This is a genomic window from Halobellus clavatus, assembly GCF_900107195.1.
Lineage (GTDB): Archaea > Halobacteriota > Halobacteria > Halobacteriales > Haloferacaceae > Haloquadratum > Haloquadratum clavatum.
Genome location: NZ_FNPB01000005.1, coordinates 132166 through 154711, shown reverse-complemented (window position 1 = coordinate 154711; position 22546 = coordinate 132166). Strand labels below are relative to the sequence as shown.

General features: G+C 65.8%; 27 protein-coding genes. 14 read left to right on the top strand and 13 right to left on the bottom strand.

Features of this window, described 5'->3' with window-relative positions:
* The 4 genes from BLU74_RS09305 to BLU74_RS09290 all read right to left on the bottom strand — a co-directional run bounded on the left by BLU74_RS09305 (position 1) and on the right by BLU74_RS09290 (position 2234).
* The gene (locus BLU74_RS09305; protein ID WP_089766998.1) at positions 1 to 447 is read right to left on the bottom strand and encodes a DUF2240 family protein; all 447 of its coding nucleotides are present in this window, start codon (positions 445 to 447) and stop codon (positions 1 to 3) included.
* A gap of 153 nt (positions 448 to 600) precedes the next feature.
* Entirely contained in the window at positions 601 to 783 is a 183-nt protein-coding gene (locus BLU74_RS09300; protein ID WP_089766997.1) for a DUF8015 family protein, read from the bottom strand.
* 199 nt (positions 784 to 982) lie between these two features.
* Positions 983 to 1858, bottom strand: a complete 876-nt coding sequence (locus BLU74_RS09295; protein WP_089766996.1) for an acyl-CoA synthetase family protein — start codon at positions 1856 to 1858, stop codon at positions 983 to 985.
* A 58-nt stretch (positions 1859 to 1916) separates the two neighbouring features.
* The gene (locus tag BLU74_RS09290; protein WP_089766995.1) at positions 1917 to 2234 is read right to left on the bottom strand and encodes a cupin domain-containing protein; all 318 of its coding nucleotides are present in this window, start codon (positions 2232 to 2234) and stop codon (positions 1917 to 1919) included.
* 113 nt (positions 2235 to 2347) lie between these two features.
* On the opposite strand from BLU74_RS09290, the gene BLU74_RS09285 reads away from it, so the two are divergent.
* A complete protein-coding gene (locus BLU74_RS09285; RefSeq protein WP_089766994.1) occupies positions 2348 to 2737 on the top strand; it encodes a cupin domain-containing protein in 390 nt (129 codons plus the stop codon).
* Positions 2738 to 3124: 387 nt separating this feature from the next.
* On the opposite strand, the gene BLU74_RS09280 is transcribed toward BLU74_RS09285, so the two are convergent.
* Together BLU74_RS09280 and BLU74_RS09275 are read right to left on the bottom strand one after the other, a co-directional pair.
* Entirely contained in the window at positions 3125 to 4414 is a 1290-nt protein-coding gene (locus tag BLU74_RS09280; RefSeq protein WP_089766993.1) for an MFS transporter, read from the bottom strand.
* Between the two features lie 4 nt (positions 4415 to 4418).
* Positions 4419 to 5531 carry an MBL fold metallo-hydrolase gene (locus tag BLU74_RS09275; protein WP_089766992.1) on the bottom strand — a complete coding sequence of 371 codons (1113 nt, stop codon included), beginning with the start codon at positions 5529 to 5531 and terminating at the stop codon, positions 4419 to 4421.
* 89 nt (positions 5532 to 5620) lie between these two features.
* On the opposite strand from BLU74_RS09275, the gene BLU74_RS09270 reads away from it, so the two are divergent.
* Positions 5621 to 6355 carry a helix-turn-helix domain-containing protein gene (locus BLU74_RS09270; protein WP_089766991.1) on the top strand — a complete coding sequence of 245 codons (735 nt, stop codon included), beginning with the start codon at positions 5621 to 5623 and terminating at the stop codon, positions 6353 to 6355.
* A 215-nt stretch (positions 6356 to 6570) separates the two neighbouring features.
* Complete coding sequence (locus BLU74_RS09265) at positions 6571 to 7380, top strand: nucleoside phosphorylase (protein ID WP_089766990.1); 810 nt, start codon at positions 6571 to 6573, stop codon at positions 7378 to 7380.
* 227 nt (positions 7381 to 7607) lie between these two features.
* On the opposite strand, the gene BLU74_RS09260 is transcribed toward BLU74_RS09265, so the two are convergent.
* Both BLU74_RS09260 and BLU74_RS09255 read right to left on the bottom strand, forming a co-directional pair.
* Positions 7608 to 7835 carry a DUF8106 domain-containing protein gene (locus BLU74_RS09260; protein ID WP_089766989.1) on the bottom strand — a complete coding sequence of 76 codons (228 nt, stop codon included), beginning with the start codon at positions 7833 to 7835 and terminating at the stop codon, positions 7608 to 7610.
* 182 nt (positions 7836 to 8017) lie between these two features.
* The gene (locus tag BLU74_RS09255; protein ID WP_089766988.1) at positions 8018 to 8437 is read right to left on the bottom strand and encodes a hypothetical protein; all 420 of its coding nucleotides are present in this window, start codon (positions 8435 to 8437) and stop codon (positions 8018 to 8020) included.
* Positions 8438 to 8863: 426 nt separating this feature from the next.
* Between BLU74_RS09255 and BLU74_RS09250 the strand changes: the two genes are divergently transcribed.
* Positions 8864 to 10093 carry a glycosyltransferase family 2 protein gene (locus tag BLU74_RS09250; RefSeq protein WP_139175704.1) on the top strand — a complete coding sequence of 410 codons (1230 nt, stop codon included), beginning with the start codon at positions 8864 to 8866 and terminating at the stop codon, positions 10091 to 10093.
* Between the two features lie 8 nt (positions 10094 to 10101).
* On the opposite strand, the gene BLU74_RS09245 is transcribed toward BLU74_RS09250, so the two are convergent.
* Together BLU74_RS09245 and dnaJ are read right to left on the bottom strand one after the other, a co-directional pair.
* Positions 10102 to 10365, bottom strand: a complete 264-nt coding sequence (locus tag BLU74_RS09245) for a YgaP family membrane protein (RefSeq protein ID WP_175454609.1) — start codon at positions 10363 to 10365, stop codon at positions 10102 to 10104.
* Between the two features lie 108 nt (positions 10366 to 10473).
* Positions 10474 to 11643: a molecular chaperone DnaJ gene (dnaJ, locus tag BLU74_RS09240; RefSeq protein ID WP_089766985.1), complete on the bottom strand. Its 1170-nt coding sequence runs from the start codon at positions 11641 to 11643 to the stop codon at positions 10474 to 10476.
* Between the two features lie 121 nt (positions 11644 to 11764).
* Here dnaJ and BLU74_RS09235 point away from each other — a divergent pair, with 121 nt between their 5' ends.
* The 5 genes from BLU74_RS09235 to BLU74_RS09215 all read left to right on the top strand — a co-directional run bounded on the left by BLU74_RS09235 (position 11765) and on the right by BLU74_RS09215 (position 15106).
* Complete coding sequence (locus tag BLU74_RS09235) at positions 11765 to 12817, top strand: zinc-binding dehydrogenase (protein WP_089766984.1); 1053 nt, start codon at positions 11765 to 11767, stop codon at positions 12815 to 12817.
* Positions 12807 to 13097 (top strand): DUF7977 family protein, encoded by a 291-nt coding sequence (locus BLU74_RS09230; protein ID WP_089766983.1) that lies wholly within the window; start codon positions 12807 to 12809, stop codon positions 13095 to 13097. The genes BLU74_RS09235 and BLU74_RS09230 overlap by 11 nt, the downstream gene beginning before the upstream one ends.
* Before the next feature lie 95 nt (positions 13098 to 13192).
* A complete protein-coding gene (locus tag BLU74_RS09225) occupies positions 13193 to 13543 on the top strand; it encodes a DUF5802 family protein (protein WP_089766982.1) in 351 nt (116 codons plus the stop codon).
* A 240-nt stretch (positions 13544 to 13783) separates the two neighbouring features.
* On the top strand, positions 13784 to 14464 hold the full coding sequence (locus BLU74_RS09220) for a hypothetical protein (protein WP_089766981.1): 681 nt from the start codon (positions 13784 to 13786) through the stop codon (positions 14462 to 14464).
* Between the two features lie 87 nt (positions 14465 to 14551).
* On the top strand, positions 14552 to 15106 hold the full coding sequence (locus BLU74_RS09215; RefSeq protein WP_089766980.1) for a hypothetical protein: 555 nt from the start codon (positions 14552 to 14554) through the stop codon (positions 15104 to 15106).
* A gap of 112 nt (positions 15107 to 15218) precedes the next feature.
* On the opposite strand, the gene BLU74_RS09210 is transcribed toward BLU74_RS09215, so the two are convergent.
* Positions 15219 to 16040, bottom strand: a complete 822-nt coding sequence (locus BLU74_RS09210; RefSeq protein ID WP_089766979.1) for a hypothetical protein — start codon at positions 16038 to 16040, stop codon at positions 15219 to 15221.
* A 154-nt stretch (positions 16041 to 16194) separates the two neighbouring features.
* Here BLU74_RS09210 and BLU74_RS09205 point away from each other — a divergent pair, with 154 nt between their 5' ends.
* The 4 genes from BLU74_RS09205 to BLU74_RS09190 all read left to right on the top strand — a co-directional run bounded on the left by BLU74_RS09205 (position 16195) and on the right by BLU74_RS09190 (position 19967).
* Complete coding sequence (locus BLU74_RS09205; protein WP_089766978.1) at positions 16195 to 17124, top strand: Vms1/Ankzf1 family peptidyl-tRNA hydrolase; 930 nt, start codon at positions 16195 to 16197, stop codon at positions 17122 to 17124.
* A gap of 82 nt (positions 17125 to 17206) precedes the next feature.
* Positions 17207 to 18256, top strand: coding sequence for an N-acetyltransferase DgcN family protein (locus tag BLU74_RS09200; protein ID WP_089766977.1), 1050 nt, complete (start codon positions 17207 to 17209; stop codon positions 18254 to 18256).
* A 6-nt stretch (positions 18257 to 18262) separates the two neighbouring features.
* Positions 18263 to 19315 (top strand): dipeptide epimerase, encoded by a 1053-nt coding sequence (locus BLU74_RS09195; RefSeq protein ID WP_089766976.1) that lies wholly within the window; start codon positions 18263 to 18265, stop codon positions 19313 to 19315.
* A gap of 196 nt (positions 19316 to 19511) precedes the next feature.
* Positions 19512 to 19967, top strand: coding sequence for a UPF0179 family protein (locus BLU74_RS09190; RefSeq protein ID WP_089766975.1), 456 nt, complete (start codon positions 19512 to 19514; stop codon positions 19965 to 19967).
* Positions 19968 to 19971: 4 nt separating this feature from the next.
* Here BLU74_RS09190 and BLU74_RS09185 read toward each other — a convergent pair whose 3' ends face one another.
* The gene (locus BLU74_RS09185; protein ID WP_089766974.1) at positions 19972 to 20790 is read right to left on the bottom strand and encodes a M14 family metallopeptidase; all 819 of its coding nucleotides are present in this window, start codon (positions 20788 to 20790) and stop codon (positions 19972 to 19974) included.
* Positions 20791 to 20851: 61 nt separating this feature from the next.
* On the opposite strand from BLU74_RS09185, the gene BLU74_RS09180 reads away from it, so the two are divergent.
* Entirely contained in the window at positions 20852 to 21346 is a 495-nt protein-coding gene (locus tag BLU74_RS09180; protein WP_089767112.1) for a DUF309 domain-containing protein, read from the top strand.
* Positions 21347 to 21351: 5 nt separating this feature from the next.
* Here the strand turns inward: BLU74_RS09180 and BLU74_RS09175 are convergent, their stop codons facing one another.
* The gene (locus BLU74_RS09175; RefSeq protein ID WP_089766973.1) at positions 21352 to 22386 is read right to left on the bottom strand and encodes an AIR synthase family protein; all 1035 of its coding nucleotides are present in this window, start codon (positions 22384 to 22386) and stop codon (positions 21352 to 21354) included.
* Positions 22387 to 22546 lie beyond the last annotated feature (160 nt).

The window sequence follows — 22546 nt, the reverse complement described above, 5'->3', positions numbered from 1 at the left end:
TCACTCGCCGAGTTGGTCCCGGGCCGCCTGCGCCACGGCACCGACTGCCACGTCGTGCCGGCGTGCGTAGAGGGCCGCAGCGGCCTCGACGGAGATTCCGAGCGTCCGCTGTTTCTCGTTGATCGCCGCCACCGCCTCCTGTTTATCGTGGCCGGCGGTGACGAGCGCGTCGAGGATCTGCTCGAACGTCGACTGTTCTCGAAGGATCGACTCGTCCGGTTCGAACTCCTCGGGGACCGACACCTCGCTCGGGTCGAACTGCGCGACGACCTCGCCGTCCTCGCGGCCGAGGAGGCCCCGACTCGCCCCAACGTCGATGAGCCGCTTGGCCTGATCGGGGGAGAACCAGCTTCTATCGAGCGCGAGCGCGACGACGAACTCGCCCTCGCCCAGCCGCGTCGTCCCCTGTTGCTTGAACGGGACGGCGACGGCGACTTCCAGGCTCATACCACCTCCAGGACCGCCCCGGCACAAGAGTCCCCGGATTCAGGTCGCGACCACCGAGAGGTGTGGGTGCTGGCGGGAACGACGTCGGCTGGTAGGAGCGCTGTCGAGCGGCGGAACAGCGTCGGCCGGCGGGAACGGCACCTACTCGCGGTCTCAGAACTGTCCCACAGAGCCGACGAACAACAGCGCGGCAGCCACGAGCGACGCGACGCTGCTTGCGAGCACGAGCGGAACCGTCGACGCGACGCCGACGACACCGCCACACGCCAGACTGAGTCCCATCCCGCCCAGGACGTAGTCGAACCGCGTCGGGGCTCCGTTCGGCAGGTGGTGCATCGGTAATTACATCTAATTACCACGGCACACAAGTATTTTGTGACCTTCTGCCCGGCAGATTCGACGGAACGGAGGCAGCGCCGTGCGGTGAACGTCTCTCTCCCCGGCGCTGGGTTCCAGGAGTTTTCTGAGTACGAGACACACCGTTGGAACAGGCCGGGGCGGCTCGGACGGTGCACCCCGGTCCGACGGTCCTGGGTCAGTGACCATCGAACTCGACGGTGTCCGGGTCGACGTACTGTCCCGCGTCGACGACCGACTGGTCCGCGTTCGGTCCCCCGCGAGCGATGACGACGGTCCGTCCGGGATCGTCCGTGAGACTGCCATCCGCTGCGGCCGCCGGCCGCTCGTCCCCGTCGGGCAAGACGGTCGTCGCCCCGGCGAGAATGGGCGCGACGAGACCGGCCGCGACGACGCCGGGTTCCCTGATCGGTTCGTCGATCACGACGGTATCGCCCGGGGAGAGCCCCGCACTGTCGACGACCGTCACGGCCGCTGAGAGCATTGCTGCGTGGGTGTACGTTCGGTCCTCAGCGAGCAGGAGCGGATCGTCGGGGGCGACATCGGCCGGGTGGACCGCGGGATTCTCGCTCCAGACCTCGGCTTCCCAGTGCGTCGTCTTTGGATCGTCCGGCGGCCCGCCGTGGACGGCGAGGTTGTGCCCCGGCGGTAAGGCGAACTCCCGCTCGCGGGCGACTGGCGCGAGGACGGTCCGGGGCGGATCGCCGCGGACGGTGTCGGCGAACCGTGTCGCGGCGCCCAGTTGCGCCGCGCCGTAGAGCGCGAGGACGGGTTCCGGGGCGGTGCCGGGAACCACGAGCACCTCGTCGCCGCCGCGGACCCCGAGGTACCGGAGGACGTTCCCCGACTTGTACGACGTCGTGACGAAGTCGCGGTAGCTGTAGGCCCGACCGGACGACGGCGCCCGGAGCGCGACCCCGGACGTCCGTCGGTCGCGAGCGACGAGGTCTCCGAGCGTTTGCGGGTCCGAACAGGGCGCGGGCCACGACTCGTCCGACTCCGCAGGCTCGCCGTCGGCTCCGGCGTCGGCGTCGCTGTCGGGATCAGTGGGCATACCGGGGCTCAGTTACGGGTCCGCAAAACGCCGTCGGATGGGTGGCCCGAGCGGAGCGTCAGGGCGCGCCCACTGCGACGAACGTGCTCGCTTCCTCAGCAGTCAGCTGCCGTCCGGTGTCTCCGGCGACGCGCACCGCGTCGCCCGGTTCGAGTTCCACCTCGTCGCCCTCGATGTCGAGGGTGGCCGCGCCGTCGACGAGATAGTACACTTCCTCCTGTCCGTCGGACTCGTGATCGTGTTCCATCCCCTCCCAGCCGGCGTCGACTTCGATGACGGTGAACCCCAGGTTCTCACAGTCGAGGTCCTCTCGGAGGAAGTACAGTCCCGGTGCCTTCTCGTCGCCATCGGCGTAGTACGTTTTCGTGTACGACATCGTTCCGACGTACGGCCGAGTGCAACCTGAAAGTGAGGGTTGCGGAGGAACCGGACGACAGTGGGGCGCGACTCGGGACCACGTATTTGCCACTGGCTGCTGTGCGGGCGACTATGAGCCGCGAGTTCAGCGTCGTCGACCCCGAGGACGTGCCGACAGAGCAGTTCACCACCTGCGAGACGTCAGTCAGGAAGCTCAGCGAGCGGCTCGGTGCGACCGAACTCCGGGTGAATCAGGTGATCGTCCAACCGGGCGAGGTGACCACGCCGCACACACACGACGGGCAGGAGGAGGTGTTCGTCGCGATGACCGAGGGCCAGATCGGTATCGAGGGGACAGTCCACGAGATCGCGGCGGGAAACGTCGTCCGCGTCCCGCCGGAGACGACACGAAATCTCCGGAACCACAGCGACGACGAGACGCACGTGTGGCTCGCGTTCGGGGCGCCGCCGGTCGGGTCGGTCGAGGATTTCGGGGCCTACGTCGTCGAAGAAGAGGGGTGAACTGGCGGTCGGCGGAGGGAGACACACGCTATCGAGGGAGGCCGCGGTGCTGCCGTCCCGGTACGACTCCGTGCACGACGCCAGTGCACCAGTCGTCGAAAATGCGACCGCATTGCGTAGTCGTGATCGTGGCGAGTTGCTCGGTCGCGGTGCAACGCAACTGGGTTTCTGAGCGGTTGTTCGTGACGCCACACGGGAGTTCAAGCCCTCCACTCCGGGTTCCTGGTTGTGAACGGTGTTCGTTACCTCGTTCAGATCCCATCCGTGTGACCATTCATCATCCCAAGTGCAGCCGCTATCTTCGGCAGGTCGTCGTCTGTCGTCGTGGGCGTACTTGTGACAGGGAAAACCGCCACGGCGGTCGCTACCGCAGGAACGCTTGCCGACCTAGTCTTGAGCGACTGGTTCGGCCGGGGGCCCTGTCGCGGGGGCCGGCGGTTCGTGCGTCCCGAAGTCCGGGTGGGTCTCCTCCATCCAGCCGTAGACGACTGCGCCGGAGACGAACATCAAGAGTGCAGTCAGATAGAACGCCGCTTCGGCGTTCACGAACTCCATCGAGAGCCCGATGAGTACGGCTCCGACGGCATAGCCGGAGTCGCGCCACATCCGGTAGACCCCCATCCCCGCAGACCGCCACGTCGGGTGGGCGGCGTCGCTGGGGACGGTCATCAAGTTCGGATACAGGAGAGCCATCCCGAGCCCAGAGACCGCAGCCAGGACAGCCCACGCGAGGTACCCGTCGACGAGTACCATCCCAAGCACACCCGCGCCTGCGAGGAACATCCCCGCGATAACGGGCGGCCGGCGTCCGATGCGGTCCGCAAGCCCACCGGTCGCAATCTGCAAGAAGTACATCGCGCTGTGGACGCCGACCACGACCCCGACTGCCCCGATACCGAGGCCCTGGCTCACCAGGTAGAGCGGAACAGCGATCCAGAACAGCGTGTCCACGAAGTTCTCGACGTGGCCGGCCTGCGCGGCCGCGAACAGCGTCCGATCACCGTAGGTGGCGCGCGTCAGCACCTCGTTGAACGGGAGGTTCGCGTCGTGGTGATCGTCGTCTCCCTCCGCCTGGGCGTACTGGACCGTCTCTGTGATCAGGAAGATCGAGATGAGGAACGCCAATACGACGACGACGGCGAGGAAGTAGAACGGTTCGGGCCGGAGGTTCCACTGGCCGGCGATGAGGCCCGTGATCCAGGCACCGACTGCGACGCCGCTGTAGCCGAACGATTCGTCGATGCCGACAGCGAGACCGCGCTGATCGGGGCCCGCGAGGTCGATCTTCGCGTTGATCGCCATACTCCAGGTCAACGCCTGGTTGATACCCAGCAGGATGTTCCCGACCGTGATCCAGCCCCAACTGGGAGCGAAGATGAGGATGATCGGCAGGGGAAGCGCCGTCGCCCACCCGGCGACGAGCACCGGCTTGCGGCCGTACTCCTCACCCCATTTGCCAGCGTAGAGATTGAGGATCGACTTCACGATCCCGAACGAGACGACGAACGAGCCGATCACGAAGAACGACTCGACGCCGAGGACCTCCTCGCCCAGCACGGGGACGACGGTGCGTTCAGATCCGATAGTCAGACCGGTGGCGAACACCAGCAGGACGTGCAGCGAGAACTGCCCGAGGTGTTCGCGGATGCCCTGTGTGATCTCAGTGGTTGTGCTCATCGGTTCACTCGGCGGCGCAGTTGTTGGGGCCCAGTTCCAGTTCAGCCAACTCGTCGGCGGGAACTGCCTCTCGACCGACATTCGTTCGCTTGACGCGCTCGAAGTTCGGGGGATGCTCCGGGATGTCCGAGGCGAGTGCTGTGACGAAATCCGCGCGGTCGCGGCCGAGTTCGTCGTTCCGGTCGCTGACCGCCGCGAGTGTCGCGGTCACCGGCGGGTCAGGCGAGCCAGGGTCGTGTGCTGGCAGGACAACCGCGTCGTCCGGTCGGTCCAGCAGGCGCTGCAGGCTCTCATAGAGCGTCGCGGCGTTCTGCTCAACGTCGGAGTCTTCGATTCCCGCTTCCACACCGAGTTCGACGCGTCCCACGCTCTCGTGGAAGAGTGTATCGCCCGTGAGCAGGGCGGCACCGTCGATGTCGAACGAGACGCTGCCCTCGCTGTGTCCCGGCGTGTGAATGACCTCGATGTCGAGACTGCCGACTGTTACAGTTTGTCCGTCCTCGGCTGGCGTCGCATCGATTGCGAGCGCGTCTTTCGGGTGGAGGTAGTACGGGACGCCGTGTCGGTCGGCGAGTTCCGCAGCGCCGGAGACGTGATCCGCGTGGGCGTGGGTGTCGAAGACACCGGTGAGTTCGACGTCGTACTCGTCGAGAATCGCTTCGTACTCGTCGAGGTACTGTGACGGGTCGAAGACTGCGGCTTCGCCGTCCGAGATGAGCAGATGCGAGAGACAGCCCGTCCCCGGCCGTGCGACCTGAATGAGCGTGCCATCGAGGTCGACCGGCACTGGTGCGTGCCGGTGGACACGGCTCCAACCGTTCATTCCGTCGGTGAGCGTCACCGCGTCGTAGCCCAGCGTCTGGAGCACTTCCGTCGCGGTCTCCGAGACGACACCGGCAGCACAGACGGTAACGATCTGTTCGTCACGGGGGAGGTCTGAGAGGGCTTCAGCGGCCTGTGCAGAGCCCGCAGTCAGTTCGTCGTAGACGTCGACGTGGACGCTCCCCGGAATGTGCCACTCCTCGAAGTCCGCTTCGTGGCGAATGTCGAGGACGAGCGGGCCGTCGTCGCCAGTGTGCAACCGTTCGCTGAGTGCTTCCGGTGAAATCTCCTGCATCGGTACTCCCGAATACGAGGGATCCTCGCATATAGGCGCTGCCGGACATAACCGGCACTGTTAATCATCGCCATTACAAAGTCGTTCGTGTGAGTCTGTACGAGGCCTCCGTCCGGGTCAAACACGAGTGTCCATACCGGCAGCTCTCCGAGCGTCACCCGGATCTGACCATCCGTGAGTGGCCCCTGAGCGACTGCCAAGTACTCGAGATCACCGCAGAAGCGACACCGACTGCCGAGTTGCGTGAGGACATCGACGAACTCGGAACGATTCTGCACGAATCGAAAGACGACGACGGCTACCACGTCGTCACGCAGTCCTGTCTCTGCTCCCTCGAACAGTCGATCATCGATCGCTTCGAGGAACACAACTGTCTGTATCAGTCGCCGACGATCTACCGCCAGGGCTGGGAGCACTATACGATGGTCGCCTTCGACAGTGCAGACATTCGAGCGCTGCTCGGCGAGTTGCGGGCTGACAGGGAGATCGAGTTGCTCTCGAAGACCTCGATCTCAGAGACGCAGATTCCCCACAGTATGCTGGCTCCGGCAAGTCAACTGTTCGAGAGCATCACCGACCGGCAGTTGGCAGCACTCCAGTTGGCCCTGGAAAGTGGCTACTACGAGCAGCCGCGGCAGACCTCGCTTCGAGATCTGGCCGATCAGACCGCCGTCGCTCGGTCGACGTACGAAGAGCACCTCCGAAAGGCAGAGAACAAACTGCTCACGAACGCGGGACAGTTCTTACGCCTTGTCACCGCGACGTCCACGGCCGACCCGCTCCAGATCGAAGAGACACGACGGGCCGAGCAGGCTGCCGATTAGCTGCCAACAGACGACTGGCAACCCGTGCGCCGTTCAGCTCGGACCGCGATCAGTTACTCCCGCTCGACACGGGGTTGGCGGGGCGGTCGTCTGTGGGATCCCCGGTGATGACCCCGTCGAGACTGCTGCTCCGGCGACCGCCACCATCGGAGTGGGGAGAGGGCCCAGCCGGGTGACCGCAATATCCTTGGCTGGGTTGCGTGAACACGAATCATATGACTGACGGACCCGATTCGGACTCGTCTCCGCTTTTTGATGCGAAGGAATACGACGAACCGTCCGTGTTCACACCGAAAGCCCTGCTGGACAACGCCCGACAGCAAAAAGACCTCTCCGAGCGACCAGTTCCGGACGTCTGTGTCCTCGATCCGGACGGAGACATCGTGCGCCAACTGAAGGCCGCTGGAGACGCACGGAAAGACGACGCGTGGCCGGGCTATCACACGGATCTCTATCGGTTCGAGCGAAACGGCGAGGAGTTCGGAATCGTCGGGTGTGCTGTGGGGGCATCGTTCGCTGTGCTACTGGCGGAGCAACTGTTCGCTGCCGGCTGTGAGTTCCTCATCAGTGTCACCTCGTCCGGACAGATCGTGCCCAAAGATGACCCGCCCTACTTCGTGCTCATCGAACGGGCGCTCCGCGACGAAGGAACGAGCCATCACTATCGATCCGAAGGTCGCTACGCAGCGCTCGATGACGAACTCGGCGCGTCGGTCGAAGAGGCCTGCAGACGCGTCTCTCGGCCGGTGTACACGGGAGCCACGTGGACGACTGACGCGCCGTTTCGAGAGACGGAGACGGCGATTGCGCGTGCACGATCCGAAGAGATCCTCGCCGTCGAGATGGAGGCAGCGGCATTGTACACGTTTGCGGAGGTTCGAGAGCGGCCAGTTGTGTGCTTCGCGCACGTGACGAACCAACTGGGACAGACCGAGGACGACTTCGAGAAGGGTGACGCAGCCGGAAGTCGAGACGCCGTGGCGGTGATCGAAGCGGCTGCGACCGCCTGGCGATCGTCTGATTGAATCAGGGTCTACCGGAGACACGCGGCGGTCGGTGTACTGAAAGGAGATGGGAACTCGACGGTGCGTTGCCAGTGCTGGATGTCCTCGAAGGCCAGACTCGCGTCTGACAGCGCTCGAGTCGGTGAGGGGTCGGGACGACGCTCGACCCGCTGGCGCAGTAACAGATCGAAGCAGCTGACTGGGCTTCATCGGGTCGACGTAAGAGCACGGACCCGTCCGTGTCCACCTCAGTTCTCGGCGAACTGGAGCGCGCCAGTGGCCGTTTCGGTCAGCGCTTTTTCGTCCCGGCGGGAGTCGATCACGCCGCCGCAGTTCGGACACTCGTAAATGAGTGATTCGGCGAGTACGTGAAGGACCCAGTCGCCGTTGATACGACTTTCGTGACCGCAGTCAGGACAGTAGAGCGTCACCTTGTCGGGCGGCTGTCGCTCGGCAGTGGAGGTAGCGGGTGCCATTTCTTTAATTTGGCTCCAGATAGGCATAACCGTTCGGACTGCGGTCCGGACGGGATCGGAGCCGACGAGTGCGGCCGTCGACACACAGAGGGACTGACGGCCCGACGGGTGAGGCGGCTCCCAGCGCGGAAGAAGGACCCCATCCGTACGGTGCGACGGCGGCTACCGCGCGCAGGAATCGCCTACGAGTCGTCGAACGTCTGCCACTCCGTCTCCGTTCCCAGGATCTCAGCGAGCGAGGTGACCATCGACTGCAGTTCGCGGATCTGTCGTTGTTGTTGCTCGACGACGTTCTGCAACTCGGTGATCGCTGGTCGGTCCTCCTCGTACTGTTGGCTGAGCCCCTCGATGTCTGTCGAAAGTCCTTCGACCGCCTCGGAGAGGTGGGTGATGTCTTGCTCGGTCGCCAGCCCGTGATCGCGCGGTTCGGAGAGCATCTCGCGGTGAGCGATAATCGCATCCGAAACGCTCTCGCTGCCGTCAGGGAGCGCAATCGTGAGCGGGGACTCGTCGGAGGTCTCCGTGTCGGGAGCGGCGCTGTCGGAGTCACTGGAGGGCTGCTGGTCTGTGCCTGTGTCTGCGTCTGATGTTTCCTCGCTCATACGAACGGAGTCGTTCTGGAACGACAAAAGTGACCGTCAGACATCCCACGGCGCTCAACAGTTTCTGGTCGAGTCGAGAGTCGGTGGCGCGGACTGGAGTCGGTCGGACCCGGTCACTTCCTCTTTGCTCGGAGAGCAGTGGCGAGACCCGCTCGGTTTGGACACTGCCTCCGGGGTCGGTCGAAACAGGCGGTCACAGGTGGAGGGACCGGATGCAGGCGGCTCCGACGTCGAAGGCACGAATGATCTGAGGCAGGGAGTCGCGGTGCCGTGGAAAAGCGAAAAAATCTATGCGTCCGATCCGTGAGGTAGAATCGTCGAGTCGCGTGCGCGTAATCGACGTTGCGGTCCGAAAAACAGTGATCGAAATAACAGGACGGGGTATCACGGGGCGACGCCAGTGATGGTCCGGATCGGAGGAGGCGGGTGCTTGGACCGATAGCGCAATCAGCGATCGCGCTCGTGTTCTGGGTGACGCTGGTCCTGTACGGCGTATCCTCGCTCTGGTGGCTCCTCGAAGTGACTGTGCTGGCCTACGGATGGCGGGCCGACGACGAGACCGAGATCGGCCTGGACAGTATTCAGGTGCGCATTCTGACGTACAACTCGCCGTCGACGGTGCAGGTGACCGTGAACTCGGTCCCAGAGCAGATCGCCGAAACGAAGGTGATTGCCGAGGCCGAAATGGACATCGACGGTGCAACCGTCCACGTCGTGCCCGACGATTTCGAGAGTGAGGCGCAAAAGAAGGGCCGAGCGATCGAGTGGGCTCGGCAGCACCTCGACTGTGCACAGGAGTACGTCCTGTATCTCGACGAGGACAGTATTATGGTCAACTTCGAGGGGCTTCCGGCGGCGGATCTGATCCAGATCTCCGAACACCCGCTCCGAACCGGGTCGTGGTTCGTCTACCTCTGTGAGGTGTTTCGGGTCGGCTATCAGCGCGAACAGCGCGCCTTTCATCGGATGGCCTACCCGCTGTATGCGTGGGGTGGCGCCGTCGCCGTCCGTCACGAACTAGAGAATCAGGTCACCTGGGACGTCCCGACGATCACCGAGGATACGACGTTTATCTGGCGGGCCGCAGAGTACGTGGACCGGCAGGGGGGCCGCTTCGAGTATCGGTTGCTCAACAGGCGATTCAGAAACCAGGCCCCACCGTCGCTCCGGGAGATGTTCAATCAGCGACGGCGGTGGATGTCGGGGACGATCCGAGATATGCATCGGCTCCCACGCCGGTATCTCCCGCTGCAGTTCACGCGGATACTCACGTGGACGCTGTCGCCGGTGATACCACTGCTGTCAGTACTGGCGTTTCTGTACCCGACGTTCCTCCCACAGCACACCCTCTATCAGATCACCTCGATCGCCCTGTTCAGTATGCTGTTCGTGTATATGATTGCCGGGATGGTCGAGTACCGGACGTATCCCGAGAAGTGGCCGGTGTACCTCGTGCTGACACCGGTGGTCGTCGCACTCCACGCGGTCGGAGCGCTGTGGGGGGTGATCCGGCCGGCACGGGACTTCAAAATCACCGAGAAGACGCCCGGCAGGGTCGATATGGAGACGCTCTACGACTTGAATCCCGACCTGGAAGAAGAGGCTGTTACGCCGAACGGAAATTCAGATTCGACGACGACCTCAGGGGACGGCTGAGCGGCCGGTCACCCCCAGATGTTCCCGTTAGCATAGTCGGTCTCGCAACTGCACGTATCGATACCGACCGCAGCGTACACTCCACAGGTCCCGGTGATCGCACCGGTTCCGAGAATAAAGGCGAGTACCGCAAGCACACCGATCGCTGCGAACGTACTCGGGTCCTGTGGGAGCGAATAAAAGAGCCAGACCGCGAGTCCGACAGCGATTGGCGTGAGAATCGCTCGTACGATTCGGTCGCGGCGACCGACGTTCTGTTTCCGTCCCGCCATAGCGAAAGGTACGTTCGTTTGACAAATAAACGAATCGGAACCGCACCTCCCGGCCATTCAGCCGCGGTCAGGGGTGCAGTCCGCCGGTCACGGCGTCCTCAGTCGTGCTCAAAACGAGTTCTTGATCTTCTCGAAGAAGCCCTCGCTGATCTCGATGTCCTCGCCGCCGGCTTCGGCAAAGGCTTCCAGCGCCTCTTTTTGCTCCTGATTGAGGTCCTCGGGCGTCACGACCTGCACTTGGACGTAGAGGTCGCCGTGGCCGCGGCCGCGGAGGTGGGGCATTCCCTCGTTACGGATCCGGAACTCCTCGCCGCTCTGGGTCCCTGCGGGGATCTCCAGTTCGGTCGTCCCCTCGACGGTCGGGACTTCGACGGTCGCCCCGAACACCGCCTTCGGGAACGAGATCGCGTGTCGGTGATAGAGGTCGTCGCCGTCGCGTTCGAACGCGTCGTGATCGCGAACCGAGACGTCGATCAGCAGGTCGCCCTTGGGGCCGCCGTTCTCGCCCGGCGCACCTTCGCCTTCCATCCGGAGGGTCTGCCCGTCGCGGATCCCGGCGGGGATGTCCACCGAGAGGGTCGCCTCCTCGCGGGTGACGCCGTCCCCGCCACAGACCGAACAGGTCTCGCTGACGGTCTCGCCCGAGCCATCACACCGCGGACAGCTCTGGGTCTGCTGGACCCGCCCCAGCGGCGTGTCGCGAACAGTCGTCGTCTGGCCACGGCCGTTGCACTCCGGACAGGTGGTGACGTCGGCGTCCGCGGGATGCCCACGGCCGTTACACTCCGAGCACCGTTCCGGACGGGCGACTGTGAACTGCTTTTCGACGCCCTCGTAGACCTCACTGAGGTCGAGTGAGACCTGGGTCCGGAGGTTCTGTCCCTGTCGGGGGCGGTCCCGACCCTGGGCACCGCCTCCGCGGCCGCCGAAGAACTGATTGAAGATGTCCTCGAAGGGACTGCCCTGGCCGCCGCCGCCCATCCCGCCGAACGGGTCCCCCTGACCGCGACCGCGCCCACCCGCGCCGCCGCCACCGACGCCACCGCGTTTCTCGGCCTGCTCGAAGCGCTCGTGGCCCAGCTGGTCGTACATCTGGCGCTTCTCGTCGTCGGTGAGGACCTCTTTGGCCTTCTTGATCTTCTTGAACTTCTCCTCGGCGTCGGCCTCGTCGGAGACGTCCGGGTGGTACTCAGCGGCCTTCTTTCGATAGGCCTGCTTGATCTCGTCCTCGGACGCGTCCCGGGAGACACCGAGCACGTCGTAGAAGTCCTCGCTCATTCGTTGTCGGAGTCGTAATCGGTTGAGGTACTTCAACGGACCGGGTCGGCGGAGCCGCGCGGATGAGAGCGAGCGGGCGGTCGCTCGTACACTTTTGTACCCGCCGGACGAGAGGCGGGGTATGAAAGCCGTCACGTTCAGCGAACACGGCGACCGCGACGTCATCGAGTACACCGAGGTTCCCGTCCCCGACGTCGGCCGCGACGAGGTGCTGGTCGACGTCAAGGCCGCCGCACTGAATCACCTCGACGTCTGGACGAGGCGTGGATTGGGATTCGAGTTGGCGTTCCCCCACATCCCCGGGAGCGATATGGCCGGCGTCGTCGAGGAAGTCGGGACCGACGTGACGCGGTTCGAGCCCGGTGACCGCGTCGCGCTCACCGCCGGAGTCACCGGCGGCGACGGCCCGACGGATGGGAGTATCGCCTCGCGCCGCGACGACCCGACACTCGCGCCGGACTTCAGCATCATCGGCGAGCACAGTCGTGGCGTCCACGCGGAGTACGCCGCGGTCCCGGCGGCGAATCTGCTCCCGGTGCCCGAGGACGTCCCCTGGAAGGTTGCCGGGTCGGCCACGCTCGTCTTTCAGACCGCCTGGCGGATGCTGATCGACCGCGCGGCGGTCCACGCGGGCGAACACGTGCTGGTCCACGGGGCGTCCGGCGGGGTCGGCCACGCGGCCGTCCAGATCGCCGATCACGCTGGCTGTGAAGTGTCCGCGACTGCCTCGACCGAGGGGAAACTGCAGTACGCCGCCGACTGTGGCGCGGACCACCTGATCAACTACGAAACCACGGACTTCGCCGAGGCGGTACACGACATCACCGACGGCCGTGGCGTCGACGTCGTCGTCGACCACGTCGGCGAGGCGACCTACGAGGGATCGCTCGCGAGTCTCCGGAAGGGCGGCCGGTTCGTCACCTGTGGCGCGACCTCGGGACCGAACCCCGACGCGGCGCTCAACCGCATCTTCTGGAATCAACTCGAGGTCATCGGCTCGACGATGGCGACCCCCGAGCAGGCCGAAGCGGTGCTCGAATTAGTCTGGGACGGCACGCTCGAACCTCGGATCCGCGCGACCCTCCCGATGAGTGAGACTGCGCGCGCACACGAGATGATTGAGAACCGTGAGGGCTTTGGGAAAGTGGTCGTAATCCCCGATAGTGAACGCTGACGACGAGGGATACGTCCACCGCCCCGAGGGGGCCGAGACCGAGAGCGACGCGGATACCACGAACGACGGCTTCGGCGTCCGGGGGTGGGTCCTGATCGCCGTGCTCGTCGTCTGTCTGCTCGTCGTCCCCGGAATCATCTACGTCCGGCCGGGACTCCTCTCGGCGGTCGGCATCCCCTACGTTGCGTCGTTGCTGGTACTCCCGCTCCTGCCCGCCGCCGCGCTCGGACTCACGGCAGTCTGGGCGATGACCGCAGCGACTACCGACGACGAGACCTGACCGAATCGCCGGACGTCGAACCCCCTGATTGTAGTTCGACTTGTAGGTTTCCGGAAAGACTTATCAGCCTGTATGCGTGAGAACCTCTCGCACAGATGTTTGGACCGTTCTCCACGAGCTACTACCTGGGTCGACTGTACGTCGAACCGTCCGACCGCGACGTCCCGGCGATCCAACGGACGGAACACGAGCAGGTGAACGAGCAGCTCTACGGCGACGACGGACTCTTTCGGGTCGACGCCCCACTCGTGATGAAACTCGACAGCGGGCACATCCCGGTGCTCGGCGACGAGGAGGTACCCTCGGGCACGCTCGCCGTTCCCGACTCGGTTACCGATGACGACCTCCCGCGCGAGCGCGACGTCCTCCTCGCGAAGCCGGATCGCGCTGCCGAACTTCTTCGATACTCGGGCTATCGATTCGGTGACGACGAGGCGGTGGCCTGACGGCGAGAGCCGTCTGGCATCAGCGAGCACTGAACCGGCAGGACGGCGGACAGCGCGGGAATGAATTGTTTTTATGTGCCTCGCCGTGTAGTTGGGAAATAGTCAGTGAGGTATCTTGTCGTGGTTATTAGTATCCCCGTTGACATAGATGGGTGTGATGGAGAGAGACTCCACGGCCTTCGGAGCCAAGTGGGAGAGAGCCCGACGCCCTCGAGTGGATAGCCGGAGACTCATTCACCAGTGCGAACTTACGACGTGTGGGCGTACTTGAGCAGTATCACCCTCGAAGATGCGGGGGTCACTGACATCCATCCCGAGCACTGCACTGTCTCCCTCACGCGGGACGATGTCGGACGAACGCACCTGATCGAGACGACCGTGTCGAACGACTGGATCAGCGACGACAGTCGGTCCTCGACGGCCACGATCGATGTCCGGAGCTCGGCGATCCCTGCTCTCACCGATCGTAACTTGTCGTCCGCTAACCGAGCCGGCGGGAGCAACGACTTCGACGGGCTCGACGGCGGACGAGGAGACGTCTTCGGGATAAACGTCTTCAGTATAGACTCGACTGACACGCTCGGTCGCAGCGATTCCCACGCCGCCAGCGTCGGTTCCGAGGTGGCGTCCGGTTACGTCACGAGCCCAACAGGGGTCGAAGAACGGTGGACCCTCCCCGGTCACTTTCGGAGGGGGACACGGACCGTCGGCAGGGCGATGGCGTTCGAGGACGGTCCCGCTGACGACGACTTGGAGAAGTTAGATCCGAGTGGCTGTGTCACGGAGGACGAGGAGTACATCCTAACCAAGAGCACCCGGGGCTTCGATGACGGTATCGACTACGTCTTCAACGACGTTGCTGCGTTGACCGAGACCACTCACGGATCTACCGTAGACCTGCGACAGGCAGCGAACAGCTAGCTACCGACCCACACGCATCCCCAATTTCCTGATCGACACATCAGACCCGACGCTGATTACCACACCAACCAACCCGGACGACAATCAATGACAGACGACGCACCTCAGACGCGCTCGGCCGTGCGAATCCTCGCCATCGCGCTCGCGGTCCTCGTAGCCGTCGGCATCGCACCGATCGCGGTCTCCGCACAGGAGACGCCACCGCATCCACACGATCGGGTCTACGGAGACGTCACGCAGGACGCCGAGACACTCACCTCCGGAGTCGAGGGCGAATCAAGCACGAGGGAGTCCAGTTCGGCGGGCAGCGAACGGGTGGGCTTCCAGATCCCCGCCGAATCGACACCGATCCCGACAGAGAATACCGCGTCGGCGTCCACCACCACGCGGGCGGCCACTGCCACACCGTCCAGCAGCAGCGGGAGCGCTCCGAGCGATGGAGGTGGCGGAGACGGTACTGACGGCGATAACACCAGTCGCGGCGAGAACAGCGCCGACGCGACCGATGACGACGCGCCGACGCCGACCCAGACGGCCACTGGCCCCGTGGGCGCGCTCGGGGGCGGTAGTTTCCCGACGATCATCGGCATCGTCGTCATCGTCGGTGTCTTCACCGGCCTCTACGTGTACCGCTCCGGCTGAAGGCGTTTTCACGTTTGGTGCCGTTTCGGTTTCTCGCCGCACACACGTCTCAACAGCGGCAGCAACGCCGTTCTTGCCGTTCGACGGTGGACGGCAGTCCCGAGTGAGTTCGTCACCCGACTGCGTCGGTGATGCGGTAGGTGACGAACGGGACGACGAATCCGAAACAGAAGCCGAGAAAGTGCGTGTAGTAGTTCAGCACGGTCGAAGCGTCGGTGCTGACCGGCGGGAACGTGACGAACGGCGTCAGCCCGAACAGCAACAGCCCTGCGACCGCGAGTTCGCCGTATCCCGGCGGCGTCTCGGTGTGTGCGTCACAGAGACGAGAGACCGACGTCGCGCGAACGACTTCGTAGCCGTAGATGGCGAGTCCGAGCGTCGCGATCCCGACGGCGACGATGCCGGGAACGCGGGAGGGGACGATGAGCACCGCGATCAAAATCGATCCAGCGAAGAACAGCGTCAGGGCGTGGTCGATCGTGAAATTCGAGTCGAACTGCACGCCCGCGTAGTCCACGAGCGCAAGCGGCAGTAGGCCCAAGAACGCCATATTCACGCCGGAGAAGCCGTAGCCGACGAGCGGCCGGAGGATGATGACGTTGAGCGCCGACAGCACGAACGGGAGCACCGCGAGGAACACGACGAAAGCGACGCGGAAGCGGTCGGCTTCGTCCGCGAGCAGGTAACAGAGATACGCAGTCGGTGCCAAGACGAGATAGACGAGGACGTTCGTCAGGAAGTGCTCCAGAGAGAGGTGAACGAAGTTCGAGAGGTAGGCGTCGACGAGCGTCGGCTCGGCGTACGAGAGCGCGAACGACTGTCGGATCGGCCGCGGGAGGGCGAACACGGCCACGAGGGCCACCGGGACGGCCGCGAGGAGTACCACGTCGATCGCCCGAGTGCGTCCCCGCACTGCCTTCCCGAAGGGGTCCATCGCCTCTCGATTAGGCCACTCGTGGCAAATGGGTACCGAAGCAGCGTGGTGGGCGATCGAGCGGCCGCGGCGGTCTGAAGCGGCCGGAGTGGCCTCTCAGTGACGCGCCGGACCGACGGCAACCGCTAAGTGGCCCGCGGCCGGCCGTCGAGACATGCTCGACGAGTTGCTCGGCCGGGCGGAACTCAAAACCCGGATCGAGGAACTGGAGGAGGAGAAGCGCCACCTGAAGCGGCGGGCCGAGGCTGAAGAGGAGCGCCGCTCGGAGGCGGCCAAGAAGCGCCAGGAGGCCGAAGCGGAAGTAAACCGACTCGAGGATCGAATCGAGGGACTCGAAGAGCGCGTCGAGCGACTCTCGGCCGAAGACGACATCGAGGTCGGGTTCCGCCGAACCGAAGCGATCCGCGGTCGCCGCCGCGAGGAGGTCCTCGACCGGCTGCAGTCGTTCGAGACCGGTCCGGAGGGCGCACTCACGGCGATGGTCACGGATTCGGTGCCCGAAGCCGTCGCCGACGTGCTCGGCCACCGCGCGGCGCTCGTACGACGGGCCGCTCCGTGTCTCGTCTGTGTCGACGACGCCGGTCTCGTCGCCGCGGCGCTGACGCCGCCCACGCCCCCTGCTCCGTTTGCGACGTGGGGCGAGTCCTTCCGCCTCGACCCGTCGTGGTTCGTTCCCATCGCGCCTGTGTGGGTCGCGCTGGTGCGCTCTGACCTGTTCGCGCTCGGGATCTACGACGGGAGCGAGGTCACCCTCGTCGACGACATCGAGTCCGACGTGATGGGCTCGCACTCGAAAGGCGGCTTCTCACAGGCTCGCTTCGAGCGACGGCGCGACCAGCAGGTCGACGACCACCTCGACCGGGCCCGGGAGGTGCTGGAGGCACAGCTAGCTGCCAGTCCGGCGGACTCCGCGGTCGCCCCGGGGCCCGACGCCGACGTGATCGTCCTCGGCGAGGAGACTGTGCTCGGTCGGTTCACCGACCTCGCAGACCGGACCGCCGCCGTCGACGCCACCGGCGACCCGGATCGGGCACTCCGCGACGCCGTGCGAGAGTTCTGGACCGTTCGGCTGTCGCTGCTGTGAGCGATGGCGGCGAATTGCCCAGAGGCGTCCCGACGGGAATGGGATCACGACGATTAACACACCGGTCGTCCTCCTCACGACTATGACTGCAGACACACACGGCGACGACGAACGGGTCGTCGTCCTCGCGCACGAGAAGTTCCCCGAACGCGCAAAGACGGCGACGGGCGTCCTCAAGTACGCCGAGTACGACGTCGTCGCCGTCCTCGATCGCGACCGCGCCGGAACCACGACGACCGACCACCGCGCGGACCTGCCGGCGGTGCCGATCGTCGAGTCGATGGCTGACGCCCCCACCGCCGACACGCTCCTGATCGGTATCTCCCCCATCGGCGGCGAGTTCGACGACTCCTGGCGGCCGGACGTCCGCACCGCGATCGAGCGCGGTTGTGACGTCGTCGCGGGACTCCACTCCTTCCTTTCAGCGGACGCGGAGTTCGCCGAACTCGCGGCCGAACACGGTGTCGAACTCAGAGACGTGCGGAAGCCACCGGCGGATCTGACGGTCGCCTCGGGCGCGGGCGCCGATGTCGACGCCGACGTGGTCCTGACAGTCGGCACGGACTGTTCGGTCGGAAAGATGACCGTCGCGCTCGAACTGCTGGCGGCCGCCCGTCACCGCGGCGTGGACGCCGGGTTCGTCCCGACGGGCCAGACGGGGATTATGATCGCCGGCTGGGGGAATCCGATCGACCGGGTCGTCTCCGACTTCACCGCCGGTGCGGTCGAGGAGATGCTCGTCGAGGTCGGCGACGAGTACGACGTCCTGTTCGTCGAGGGACAGGGGAGCATCGTCCACCCAGCGTACTCCGCGGTTACCTGTGGAATTCTCCACGGCGCGATGCCGGACGCGATGGTCCTCTGTCACAGCGCGGGCCGGGAGGCCATCCACGGCTACGAGTCGTTCGACCTCCCGCCGATCGACGAGTACGTCGATCTCTACGAGGGACTCGCCGCGCCCGTTCACCAGAGCGACGTCGTCGCCGGCGCACTGAACACCTCGGCCATCGAAGACGACGAGGCGGCCCGGGCGGCCGTCGAGGAGTACGCCGGCGCGCTGGCGGCCCCCGCGACCGACCCCGTCAGGTTCGACGCCGACGCGGTTCTGGATGCGGTCCTCGAGGAGGTGTGAGCACGGATGCCGACACTCACCACAGACTTCGAACGGCTCACGCTCCCGCTCGCAGACGAGTTCACCATCGCTCGCGGGACGCAGACCGACGCGGCGAACGTCGTCGTGCGGATCACCGACGGGGAGGGACGGACGGGAGTCGGAGCCGCCGCACCCGCGAGTTACTACGGGGAGACGGTCGAGACGGTCGAGGCCGTGCTCCCCGACCTGCTGGCGGTCGTCGAGTCCGTCGGCGATCCCCACGCGAGCGAGCGGATCGAACGGGAGCGCCGCGCCGTCGTCGGCGACAACCCTGCGGCGCACGCCGCCGTCGACGTCGCACTCGCTGATCTCGCAGCCACGCGACTGGGAGTCCCGCTGTACCGCCAGTGGGGACTCGATCCGTCGCGCGCGCCGAAGACCTCGTATACGATCGGACTCGACGACACCGAGCGGATGCGCGAGAAGACCCGGGAGGCGGTGGCGGCGGGCTACGACGTACTGAAAGTGAAACTCGGGACGGATCGGGACGCCGAGATCGTCGCCGCCGTCCGCGAGGCGGCTCCCGAGGCCCGACTCAGAGTCGACGCCAACGAGGCGTGGACGCCGCGAGACGCCGTCGAGACCATCGATGAACTGGTAGCACACGACGTCGAGTTCGTCGAACAGCCCGTGCCGGCGAGCGATCCCGAAGGGCTCCGGTTCGTCTCCGAACACGCCGCGCTCCCGATCGCGGCCGACGAGTCCTGCGTGCGACTTCCGGACGTGCCCGCCGTCGCGGACCGCGTCGACATCGTGAATCTGAAACTGATGAAGTGCGGGAGTCTGCGGGAGGCGAGGCGGATGGTCCACGCCGCCCGTGCGCACGGGCTGGAGGTGATGCTGGGGTGTATGATCGAGACGAACGCGTCCATCGCTGCGGCCTGTCACCTCGCGCCACTCGTCGATTACGCGGACTTGGACGGGGCGCTCCTGCTCGACACCGACGAGTTCGCCGGCGTCCCGATGGACGGGAGCGAGATCCGCCTGGACGAACTCTCAGAGCGTGGGCTCGTCGGCACCGGCGCCAGACAGCCCTGAGTCGCGACCCCCCCACGTCGGGCGGAGGTTTATATACGAACCCGGGGCCAGTGGGCGTGTGAGCTGACGTTCACCCCGCGCCGTCTTGCGGTCGCTCGGCACACCGGCGCGGGCCGCACGGACGAGTGCCGACTGTTCGCCACGACGGACCCAGCATACACAGGCTTAACAGCGCGCGCCGACTAGCAACGCGTAGATGTCGATAGTCACGCTCATCGGAGACCGGCTCGCGTCCCCGGGGACCGAGTTCGTCTACGAGGGCGAGTCCGCGGCGTGTGAGGGCTGCCCATACCGTCAGCAGTGCCTCAATCTCACCGAGGGCGTCCGCTACGAGGTGACCGAGGTCCGAGAGAGCGGTCAGCTCCTCGATTGTGCCGTCCACGACACCGGGGTTCGCGCGGTCGAGGTCGAACCCACCTCGATCGCCGCCAACGTCGCCTCGAAGGGCGCCTACGCCGGCAGCAAGGTGTCCCTGCCCGGCCCGTGCCCGCACACGGAGTGCCCGAGCCATCAGTACTGCGTCCCGGACGGGGCGGACTTCGAGTCGGAGTATCGGATCGACGAGGTGCGAGGCGACCCGCCGCACGAATTCTGTTATCTGGACCGTGAGCTGACGCTCGTGGAGCTCGCCCCGCCGGAGTCGACGGACTGAGAGGTCAGGCGAGCGTTCCGAGTCGGTCGGCCGCGTACCCGTACACGTCCTCGTAGCCGTTCGCAGAGAGCAACACGGGGTAGAACTCGTTCTCGGCGTTGAACGCTTCACCGTCGGCGGCAGCGACGGGGTCGCCCGGCGCGACCCGCTGGAAGTTGTCGACGAAGACGCGGTAGTCCTCGGCCGGGCCCTTCGGAATCTGATCCAGCAGGCGGAAGACCGTCACCTCGTCTCCATCACGCCGGTGGAGCGACAGCGGTGGCTCGACGTCGCCCTCGATCGGCGCGGGGAGGACGCCCGTCGCAGAGAGGAACGCGCGGACGATCCAGTACGCGTTGGTGGCGGCCTCGTCGCTGCGCTGGAGGCCGCACTCGACTTCGATGGTATGCGGGTGGTCGATGAGTCGACCGACAGCGAACCGGCCCGTCTCGACGAGGTACTCGATCGGCAGGTACGGGCAGACGGATCGGGCGACGGCGTCGACCTCTTCGACGAGTGCGAACGGTTCGGCGTACGACTGCGTCGAGTGCAGCGAGAGCACCGTCTTCCCGCGGAGTTCGCGGGCGAGGTCGTGTGCGAGCCGCCCCTCGTGCGTGTCAGCGTTCGGATCGCCCGGGAACGACCGATTGAGATCCGCATCCAGGTAGCGGACCCCCGCTTCGAGGGCCTCTTCGTTCGCGATCACCAGCTTCACTGGTCGCTCGACGCTCGGATTGTCGGCGCGGAAGCGTTCTATCGCGCGCTCACCGCAGGGCTCGTCACCGTGGATCGATCCGACGACAGCGACCTCGGGTGTCCCCTCCCCGAGTTCGTAAATTCGCATCACGTTCGGTCAGGAGGTCGAGAGTCAAATCTCTTTGTTTGTGGACCGCGAACGGTCACGTGTGACCGACCACACCCGTGACGACACCGTCGGCCCCCCACCGTTCGGCTCACCGACGGGCTGGGACCCCGAGCGCCACACCTCGAACGGGTGGAAACACGGAACGCTCCGCCGAGCGACGGTTCACGGCGTCAGACTGTACAACTCGAAGGACTACCACGAGTCGCACGACTGCTTCGAGCACGAGTGGTACAACTACGGCTCGGGAACGACCGAGAGCGCGTTCCTCCACGGGATGGTCCAGGTGGCCGCGGGCGCGTACAAACACGTCGACTTCGAGGACGACGACGGGATGCGTTCGCTGTTCCGGACCGCCTTGCAGTACCTCCGCGGCGTCCCAGACGACTACTACGGCGTCGGCGTCGTGGAAGTCAGATCGACACTCGACGCCGCGCTCAGCGATCCAGCCGCCCTCGACGGCTGGCGGATCGAAATCGACGGTGAGCGCCCCGAGGCCGGCGAACTCGACTACGAGTACGCCGAGCAGATCGACTGAGCGGGCTACTCGTCGCTGGCGCGGGCGAGTTCCTCGTAGGCCGCCCAGGACGGATCGACCGCGGGGTGTTCGATCGGATCACCGTCGACGATGACCGTCCCGGCGCCGGTCGCTTCGGCCGGCGACGCTACCGTTCCTGCGACCCCGACGGGAACTCCCTCGGCTTCGAGCGCGTCAACGACGGCCGACGTCCGATCGGGATCGACAGCGAGCACCAGCGTGCCGCCGGTCGTCGACGTCCAGGGGTCGATGCCGAGCGCTTCGCACGTCTGGGTGACGCCCGGACGGATCGGGATCGGCCCGGTGTGGAGGTCGAGGCGCACGCCGGCCCCGTTCGCTAGCTCGACGAACGCTCCGAAGAGCCCACACTCCGTCGCGTCGTGCATCGCGTGGACCCCGCCGGCGGCGGCCGCCGTCATCGCCTCGCGGACGCAGGCGGCCTCGTCCAGGCGCGCCTGCGCGGCGGCGAGCGTGTCGGCGTCGAGGTCGAACTGGTCCGGGAAGAGCGTCGTGAGGAGGCCCGTCGTCTCGACGGCCGGTCCCTTCGTCACGAGGACGTCGTCGCCGACCTGCGCGCCGTCGGGGCGGATCACCTCGTCCCGCGAGCCGACCGCGAGTGCGGTCGCGCCACCGACCCACGGGAACGAACAGCCGGCGTAGCGAGCGGTGTGCCCCGTGACGATCGAGACGCCGAGGTCGTCGGCTTCGTCGTGGATCGCCCCCCAGAGGGTCGCGAAGTCCTCGTCGGCGAACCCCGGCGGGAGGGTGAACGAGATGGCCAGATGCGACGGCGCGAGGCCCGAGACGGCGACGTCGGCGAGGACGAAGTCGAGGGCGAACCGGCCGGCGCGCTCGAAGCCCAGATCCGGGATGACCGAGACCGGGTCGGTCGCGATTGCGACGGCCGTGCCGTTGAGGTCGATGAGTCCGAAGTCGACGCCGTGCGTGGGACCGATCGCGACGTCGTCGCGGTCGCGACCCAGCCGCGGGAAGACGTACTGATCGAAGAAGTCGTGGTCGACTTTGCCCAGCTCCGCCATACTGAGGCCTCGACTCGCGCCGGTTTGAACGTGGCGCTGCCGGCGGTATCGTCCCGCTGGGACTCGCCGCGTGTGGGGTGTCGAAGAGAAGTGACGGTCGGTCGAGAGGCGGGGGGAGCCACCGACCGACCGGCTCACGAAGAGACGCGAGCGACGTCCG